General features: G+C 71.9%; 7 protein-coding genes. 4 read left to right on the plus strand and 3 right to left on the minus strand.

Annotation, left to right across the window (positions count from 1 at the left end):
- A partial coding sequence (gene dut / locus ACY45C_RS07820) for a dUTP diphosphatase (protein ID WP_462186960.1) occupies nt 1–575 on the minus strand: 575 nt, incomplete at its 3' end.
- A 143-nt stretch (nt 576–718) separates the two neighbouring features.
- On the opposite strand from dut, the gene ACY45C_RS07825 reads away from it, so the two are divergent.
- The 3 genes from ACY45C_RS07825 to ACY45C_RS07835 all read left to right on the plus strand — a co-directional run bounded on the left by ACY45C_RS07825 (nt 719) and on the right by ACY45C_RS07835 (nt 3,392).
- The gene (locus ACY45C_RS07825) at nt 719–1,132 is read left to right on the plus strand and encodes a DUF4235 domain-containing protein (RefSeq protein ID WP_462186961.1); all 414 of its coding nucleotides are present in this window, start codon (nt 719–721) and stop codon (nt 1,130–1,132) included.
- 155 nt (nt 1,133–1,287) lie between these two features.
- Nucleotides 1,288–1,806 (plus strand): gamma carbonic anhydrase family protein, encoded by a 519-nt coding sequence (locus tag ACY45C_RS07830; RefSeq protein ID WP_462186962.1) that lies wholly within the window; start codon nt 1,288–1,290, stop codon nt 1,804–1,806.
- Nucleotides 1,807–2,009: 203 nt separating this feature from the next.
- Nucleotides 2,010–3,392 carry a nitrate/nitrite transporter gene (locus ACY45C_RS07835; RefSeq protein ID WP_462186963.1) on the plus strand — a complete coding sequence of 461 codons (1,383 nt, stop codon included), beginning with the start codon at nt 2,010–2,012 and terminating at the stop codon, nt 3,390–3,392.
- Nucleotides 3,393–3,411: 19 nt separating this feature from the next.
- Here ACY45C_RS07835 and valS read toward each other — a convergent pair whose 3' ends face one another.
- The gene (gene valS, locus ACY45C_RS07840; RefSeq protein ID WP_462186964.1) at nt 3,412–6,021 is read right to left on the minus strand and encodes a valine--tRNA ligase; all 2,610 of its coding nucleotides are present in this window, start codon (nt 6,019–6,021) and stop codon (nt 3,412–3,414) included.
- Nucleotides 6,022–6,285: 264 nt separating this feature from the next.
- On the opposite strand from valS, the gene ACY45C_RS07845 reads away from it, so the two are divergent.
- A complete protein-coding gene (locus tag ACY45C_RS07845) occupies nt 6,286–7,092 on the plus strand; it encodes an inositol monophosphatase family protein (protein WP_462186965.1) in 807 nt (268 codons plus the stop codon).
- Between the two features lie 39 nt (nt 7,093–7,131).
- Here the strand turns inward: ACY45C_RS07845 and ACY45C_RS07850 are convergent.
- Nucleotides 7,132–8,507 (minus strand): helix-turn-helix transcriptional regulator (locus tag ACY45C_RS07850; protein ID WP_462186966.1); only part of this gene is annotated, 1,376 nt, incomplete at its 5' end.

Raw genomic sequence — 8,507 nt, forward strand, 5'->3', positions numbered from 1 at the left:
CAGCAACAGATCCCGGCAGCTGGTCCCCCGGCGGACCCGAAACCCCCCGTGGAGCCGAACCCGCCGCTTCCGCGCACCGAGGCCGGCAGCTCATCGACCTCCCGGAACACGGCGTGCTCCACGCGCTGCACGACCAGCTGGGCGATCCGGTCGCCCCGATGTAGGGTGATCATGTCAGATCGGTCGGTATTGATCAGAATGACTTTGATTTCTCCACGGTAACCGGCGTCCACCGTTCCCGGGGCGTTGACCACGGACAGGCCGTGCCGCGCGGCCAGGCCACTGCGCGGATGGACGAACGCCGCGTACCCGGCCGGCAGGGCGATGCTCAGGCCGGTTCCGACCGTCGCCCGCTCCCCCGGGCCGAGCGTCACATCCTGGGCCGTCACCAGGTCCGCCCCCGCGTCCGACGGCTGGGCGTACGCCGGCAGCGCCAGCTCGCGGTCCGACCGGCGGACGAGGATCTCCACCCGACCCGGTACGGCGGGCGCGGGCTGCGCGGCGGGCTGTACGGCGAGTGGCACCGCGGACGCGGGAGGCGGGGCGGTGGGCGTCGTCGGATCGGTGGCGGTCATGGCTCTCCTGGTCGAGGGTGCCCGGTCCGGGCGTGACCCCCACGCTAGGCCATGGCCCTCGTACCGCCATCGGCCTGCCGGTCCGACGGGCCGCAGCGAGCCCCGGACTCCGGCGGGCGTATCCCGGCGTGATCGGATAGCAGATGATCCGAGAGGCTAAGACGATCCGAGGGGCTAAGCAGGCCGGTCGGGGTAAGCAGGGGGCGGGCGGACCGGCATGGTCCTCGCCGAGGAACGAGAGGTGCGGGGTGGCGAAAGCAGCGTCAAAGCTGGGATGGAAGATCGTCGGCGGAGGGGCGACCGCGCTCGCGGGCATGGCCGCGAGCCGAGTCGTGAGCGCCCTATACCGCAAGGTGCGCAAGTCCGACCCGCCGGCCAACCCGGCGGACCCGGACACCGCCTGGACGGAGGCCGTCGCCTGGGCGGCGATCTCGGGTCTCGCGATCGGGATCGGCCGGTTGGCGGCCGAGCGCGCGGCCGCGCGCGGATGGGCCCGGGCGACGGGTTCACCACCGCCCGGCATGCTCCACCCGAAGACCTCCTTCTCCGAGGACTGAACGGCATCCGAGGACTGAACGCGTGACCGGCGAGCACTGATGAGCGGCCGGCCACGAGCGGCTCTCCGGGGCACCCGGCTGCTCCTTTCCGGGCACGATGGGATCCACCGGTGCGCCGTCCGGATCGGCGGCGTCACGATCAGCGGGAGGCTCGGATGGCCGTGTACGCCCTGGGGGACGCCGTCCCCACCATCGATCCCACGGCCTACGTCCATCCGGACGCGACGGTCATCGGCACGGTGACGATCGGGCCCGAGTCCACGGTGTGGCCGGGCTCGGTGCTGCGTGGCGACTACGGGACGATCGAGATCGGCGCCCGTACGTCCATCCAGGACGGCACGGTGATCCACTCTACCGAGGAACTCACCACGGTGGTGGGTGACGACTGCACGGTCGGGCATCTGGCTCATCTGGAGGGTTGCGTCGTCGAGGACGGCGCCCTGGTCGGTTCCGGTTCGGTGGTGCTCCACCGGGCCCGGATCGGCCGGGGTGCGCTGGTCGGCGCGGGCGCGGTCGTCGTGGGCGGCACGGTCGTGCCGCCGGGCGCGAGGGCGCTCGGCGTGCCAGCGAAGATCCTGCCGGATTCCGTCGCCCCGGGTGCCCTCGCCGCCGGGGCCGCGATCTACGTGGCGAACGGCAAGCGATACCGCGAGCAGCTACGCCGGATCGACTGACCGGTCGACCGCCGGGCCACCCACGCCTCGCCCGGCCCTCCCGGCGGATCCGCCGACGGCCCGACGGCCAGTGCGCCCGAGGTCTCACCGTCGGGTCCCCGCCCAGGTGAGCGGATGTCTCAGAGAGTGTCACAGCCGACGCCGCGCCACGTAACGGCGCATTCCTACCGTCGTGGCATCACCCGCACCTCGGAGGATCATCTATGAGCGCCACGCTGGAAGGCGTCCCGACTACCGGCACCGTGACCGGTCCGTCCCGACGCGGCCGCTGGATCGACGACTGGCGGCCCGAGGACCGCACTTTCTGGAACAACGGCGGTTCCCGCATCGCCCGCCGAAACCTGATCTTCTCGATCCTGGCCGAACACGTCGGGTTCTCGATCTGGTCGTTGTGGGCGGTGACGGTCCTGTTCCTCGGACCGGCCTACCACATCGACCCGGCCGGCAAGTTCCTGCTGACCTCGCTGCCCGCGCTCGTCGGCTGTGTGCTGCGGATCCCCTACACCTTCGCCGTCGCCCGGTTCGGGGGGCGTAACTGGACCATCTTCAGCGCGGCGGTGCTCCTCGTGCCGACGATCCTCGCGGCCGTCGTTCTCTCTCCCGGCGTCTCCTACCCCACCCTGCTGATCGTCGCCGCGGTCGCGGGGGTCGGAGGCGGCAACTTCGCCTCCTCGATGACCAACATCAACGCCTACTATCCGGAGCGGCTGAAGGGCTGGGCCCTGGGACTGAACGCCGGCGGCGGAAACCTGGGGGTGGCCGCGATCCAGCTTGTCGGCCTGCTCGTCCTCGCCACCGCCGGCAAGGACCACCCCCGGGTCGTCCTTGCCGTCTACATACCGCTGATCGTCCTGGTGACGCTCGGCGCGGCGCTGTTCATGGACAACCTGTCGAGCGCGAAGAACGACCGGGGCGCGATGCGCGACGTCGCCCGTGACGGTCACACCTGGGTGATGTCGCTGCTCTACATCGGCACGTTCGGGTCGTTCATCGGGTTCGGCTTCGCGTTCGGCCAGGTGCTCCAGGTGCAGTTCCACGACCAGTTCAGCACCCCGATCAAGGCCGCCTACCTGACCTTCCTCGGTCCGCTGCTCGGCTCACTGATCCGCCCGGTCGGCGGCATCCTGGCGGACCGCGTCGGCGGAGCGAAGGTCACCTTCGCCAACTTCGTGGCGAAGGCGGCCGCAGCCGCGATCGTGCTCGTCGCCTCGCTGACGGAGTCGCTTCCCCTGTTCCTGGTCGGGTTCATCGCGCTGTTCGTCTTCAATGGTGTCGGGAACGGGTCAACGTACAAGATGATCCCGGCGATCTTCCAGGCGAAGGCGCAAACCACCATCGACGCCGGTGGCAACCCGGTCGCGGCGCAGCACTCGGCCCGGCGGCTGTCCGGAGCCCTCATCGGCCTGGCCGGCGCGATCGGCGCGTTCGGCGGGGTGCTGGTGAACCTGGCCTTCCGGCAGTCGTTCCTGAGCTACCGGACCGGCGACGCGGCCTACATCTCCTTCATCGCCTTCTACGCGCTGTGCTTCGTGGTTACCTGGTTCGTGTATCTGCGGCCGTCCGCCAAGCGCCTCGCCGGCATCTGATCCCGTCTGTGCCCTGTGTTCAGGCCAGTTCGACGGCGACGGCGATCTCGCCGCCGGTCGGGCTCAGCGTGAGCTCCCGGATGCTGCCGGCGCTGCGCAGGTCCGCGGCCACCGACTCGACGAGGGCGACGAGGTCGGCCTCGCCGCTGATCAGGACGCTCGCGACCTCGGCCTTCTGCGACACCTTCGCCTCGGACTTGGCCCGGCGGACACCGGACAGCGCCGCCCCGACGGCACCGAGGAGCTCCGCGCGGGCGCCCTCGGCGAGCTTGCGGATCTCGGCGGCGTCCGGCCAGCTCGCCCGGTGCACCGAACCAGGACGCCACCAGGACCAGACCTCCTCGGTGACGAACGGCAGGACCGGGGCGAACAGCCGGAGCAACGCCGACAGGGCCACCGAGAGCGTGGTGTGCGCGGAGGCCGCGCCCGCCGCCCCGGAGGAGCCGTACGCCCGGCCCTTCACGAGCTCGACGTAGTCGTCACAGAACCGCCAGAAGAACGACTCAGTGACCTCGAGGGCCCGGGCGTAGTCATAGCTGTCGAAGGCCGCGGTGGCGGTGTCGACCACGTCGGCCAAGGCGGCCAGCAGGGCCCGGTCCAGCGGTTCACTGGCCGGGGCGGGGGCCGCCCCGGCGTCGGGGGTCACGGCGAGACCGAGCGCGAACCGGCTGGCGTTGAGGATCTTGATGGCGAGCCGGCGGCCGTTCTTCATCTGGCCGACGTCGAAAGCGGTGTCGGTGCCCGGCCGCCCGGACGCCGCCCAATAACGGACCGCGTCCGACCCGTGCTCCTCGAGCAGGCCCATCGGGGTCACCACGTTGCCCTTGGACTTCGACATCTTCTTACGGTCCGGGTCGAGGATCCAGCCGGAGATCGCCGCGTTCGACCAGGGCAGCACGCCGAACTCGGCGTGGGTGCGCACCACCGTCGAGAACAACCAGGTCCGGATGATCTCGTGTGCCTGCGGGCGCAGGTCCATCGGGAAGACCCGGGAGAACAGATCGGTATCGTGCTCCCAGCCACTGGCGATCAGCGGGGTGAGCGAGGACGTCGCCCAGGTGTCCATCACGTCGGGGTCGGCGGCAAACCCGCCGGGCACGCCCCGCTGCTCGGCGGTGTACCCGGGCGAGACGTCGCTGGACGGGTCGACCGGCAGCGACGCCTCGTCGGGCACGATCGGCGCGTCATACCGCGGCGCACCGGCGGCGTCCAGCGGGTACCACACCGGGAACGGCACGCCGAAGAACCGCTGCCGGCTGATCAGCCAGTCGCCGTTGAGGCCGTCGACCCAGTTCTCGTAGCGGACCTTCATGTAGTCCGGGTACCAGCGCAACTCCTGGCCTCGTCCACGCAGCGCGGCCCGCAGCGGCTCGTCCCGCCCGCCGTTGCGGAGGTACCACTGGCGGGTCGTCACGATCTCCAGCGGCCGGTCGCCCTTCTCGTAGAACTTGACCGGATGGGTGATCGGCCGCGGCTCGCCGAGCAGCGCGCCGGACTCGGCGAGCAGTTCGACGATCCGCGCCCGGGCGCTGTGCACGGTCTTTCCGGCGAGCTCGGCGTACCGCTCCCGGCCGGCCGCGTAGGTGACGGCGTCCGGTGGGTCCGGGATGAACCGGCCGTCACGGCCGATCACCGCACGCGCCGGAAGTCGCAGCTGGCGCCACCACGTCACGTCGGTGAGGTCGCCGAAGGTGCAGATCATCGCGATGCCGGATCCCTTTTCGGGGTCGGCCAACCGGTGCGCGACCACCGGGACCTCGACGTCGAACAGCGGGGTCCGCACCGTGGCGCCGAACAACGACTGATAACGCGGGTCGTCCGGATGGGCGACCAGGGCGACGCAGGCGGGCAGCAGCTCGGGACGGGTCGTCTCGATGACGATCGGGTCCGCCGGGTCCAGCCCCTCGCCCTGGGCGGAGACGCCCGACCGGGGGAAGGCCAGGGTGTGGTACGCGCCGGGGCGGTCCCGGTCCTCCAGCTCGGCCTGGGCCACTGCGGTGCGGAAGGTAACGTCCCACAGCGTCGGGGCCTCGGCAAGATAAGCCTCACCGCGAGCGAGGTTGCGCAGGAAGGCCCGCTGCGCGACGGTCCGCGACCGGGCGTCGATCGTTGCGTAGGTGTGCGACCAGTCGACGGAGAGCCCCAGCCGGCGCCAGAGCTGCTCGAAGCCCTTCTCGTCCGCCAGGGTCAGCCGCTCGCAGAGCTCGACGAAGTTGCGTCGCGAGATCGGGATCTGCTCCTTACCGGGCTTGTCCGGCGGGGTGAAACCCGGGTCGTAAGGCAGCGACGGCTCGCAGCGGACAGCGAAGTAGTTCTGCACCCGGCGTTCGGTCGGCAGCCCGTTGTCGTCAAAGCCCATCGGGTAGAAGACCTCGCGACCCCGCATCCGCTGGTAGCGGGCGATCAGGTCGGTGTGGGTGTACGAGAAGACGTGCCCCACGTGCAGGGAACCGCTGACGGTCGGCGGCGGGGTGTCGATGGAGTAGACCTGCCCGCGGTCGACCGTCCGGTCGAACGCGTAGGTGCCCTCATCCTGCCATACCGTCGACCAGCGCGCCTCGATGCCGTCCAGGCTCGGCTTCGCCGGGACCGCGCGGGTGGACCGTTCCGTACCGTCTGTCGCGACCACAAGCAACGATCCTACGGGCGCCTCGATCGTGGTCACCGACCACCGAGGTCCCCCGGTCGGCGGACCGGCGAGGTTCCGGCCCGGGCACGCACCCCTGGGCCGGAGCCGGAGCCGGGAACGGGAACCGGAAGCAGTCGACGGACGTGACGCCTCTCACATTCCACGGGGAGTGCACGACCGGCCGTCTTGGCAGGATGAACCGTTGAACGGACCGTACTCCCGTGCCGATCCCCACTCCCGTGCCGATCCCTGGAGCGCCGGACGATGAGCGACCTGCCAGACCCGGACGAACTGCTCGCCATTGCGCTGACGATCGCCCGTGAGGCGGGTGACCTGCTCGCGCGGGGCCGGGAGGGCACCGTGGCCGCGGAGACGACGAAGTCGTCTCCCACCGACGTCGTGACCGCCCTCGACCGCGCCTCCGAGGCGCTCGTCGCCCGACGGCTCGCCGAACTGCGCCCCGGCGACGGACTGCTCGGCGAGGAGGGTTCGGACTCCGCCGGCACGACCGGGGTGCGCTGGGTCGTCGACCCGCTCGACGGTACGGTGAACTTCCTCTACCGGCTGCCCAACTGGGCGGTCTCGATCGCCGCCGAGGTCGGCGGGGAGGTCGTCACCGGAGTTGTGCATGCCCCGGCGCTGGGCGTGACCTACACCGCCACGCGCGGCGGCGGATCCTACCGGGACGGGGAACCGCTGACCGGGTCGGCGGTGACGACGCTGGCCGGCGCCCTCGTCGCAACGGGTTTCGGCTACACGGCGTCCCGCCGGGCCGCGCAGGCCGCTGTCGCCAGCCGGGTGGTGCCCCGGGTGCGCGACATCCGTCGGATGGGTGCGGCATCGCTGGACCTGTGCGCGGCGGCCGGCGGCCTCGTCGACGCCTACTACGAGCGCGGGCTGAAGCCCTGGGACCAGGCCGCCGGCGGCCTCGTGGCGGTGGAGGCCGGGCTGCGGGTCGGTGGGCTGCACGGCCGGCCGGCGGGCGAAGATCTCACCGTCGCAGCCCCGCCGGCCCTGTTCCCGGCGCTGACCGCCCTGCTCGCCGAGGATCCCCCCGCCGACCGAGACTGAGGTCCCCGACCGGCCCGCCGCTCACCACCGGCCCGCCACTCACGGCCAGGGCACGACGTCGTCGACTCCGGCTGCGACGAGCGCCCGGCTGAGACCGCCGCGAGAGCGGATCCCGAGCTTGCGGTAGACTCGGGTGAGATGGGTCTCGACCGTCTTGCGGGACACGAACAGGGCGGCCGCGGCCTCGGCGTTGTTCATCCCCTCGCAGATGGCGCGGGCCACCTGGAGCTCGGCGGGGGTGAGCCGCTCCAGCCTTGTCGGGTGCTCCGTCGGGCGGTCGTTGAGGACACTCCGGTCGCCGGTGGCCGTGAGTTCGGCGGCGGCTCGGCGGGCCCACGGTTTCGCTCCCAGCATCTCGAAGGTCGCGTACGCCTCGCGCAGGGGCACCCGAGCTGCGGCCGGCTGGCGGAAACGACGCACGACCTCGCCCCGGCACAACCGGGTCCGAGCGTGCTCGAACGGCATCCGCCGGCGCCGGTGAGCGGCTTCGGCCTGCGCGAAGGCGGTCTCGGCCGCCGCCAGGCCGTCGGCCATCAGGCCGCGGCAGCGGGCGGCGACCGCCGCGGGCCACGCGAGTCCAGTCGTCTCGGCACGTTCGGCGAGCCAATCCACGACCTCCGCGGCACCGTCGTGGTCACCGGACCGGATGTGCGCCTCGGCGAGATCGCCGACCAGCGGCATCGCGTTGGGATTGGCCAGCCCCATGGCTCGGGCCCGCGACCAGGCCTCTCGCAGCGTGATGACGGCAACGTCGTACTCGCCGTGACCGAGCGCGGCGAGCCCGAGGACGCCGGCCGCGTGCAGGTCCAGGCTGCCGATGCCGTACGGCCCGATCTCGCGCCGCAGGCGGCTGATCCGCTGCTCGCTCAGGGCGCGGTCGCCGCGGGCGGCGTCGATCCGGGCGAGCACGATAAGACTGAGGCCGATCGCGCCTACCTGCCCGAGCTCCTCGGCCCAGCGCAGCGCGTCCGCCCCGTCCGCGTAACCGGCCGCCCACAGGCCCCGCCAGCCCTCCAGTTCACAGCGCACCGCGAGGGCGTAGGGCAGCATCGCGGGGGCTCCGGCGCGGCGGGCCGCATTGACCACCGCGGTGAGCAGTCGGGCGGCCTCACCGTCCGCCTCGACGTCGAGGCGGGTCTGGCCGGTCAGGGTCAGCGCCTGCTGGTCCTCCACGTCGTCCGCGGCGATGATCTCTCCGGACACGGCGTCCAGGCAGGCGGCCGCCTCGCCGGTCATCCCGGTGAGGGCGAGAGCGCGGCCATGGTGGATCGACAGGGGCAGGGCGCGGGCCAGATAGCGCGGCGTCAGTGCCTGCCCGCGCTGGGCGGTGTTCAGGGCCACCGTCACCCTGCCGTCCATCAGAGCCGGCAGGACGGCTTCGGCGAGCAGCGCGCCCGCCCGTCCGGCATCGGTGT

Source organism: Frankia sp. CcWB2 (assembly GCF_977927585.1).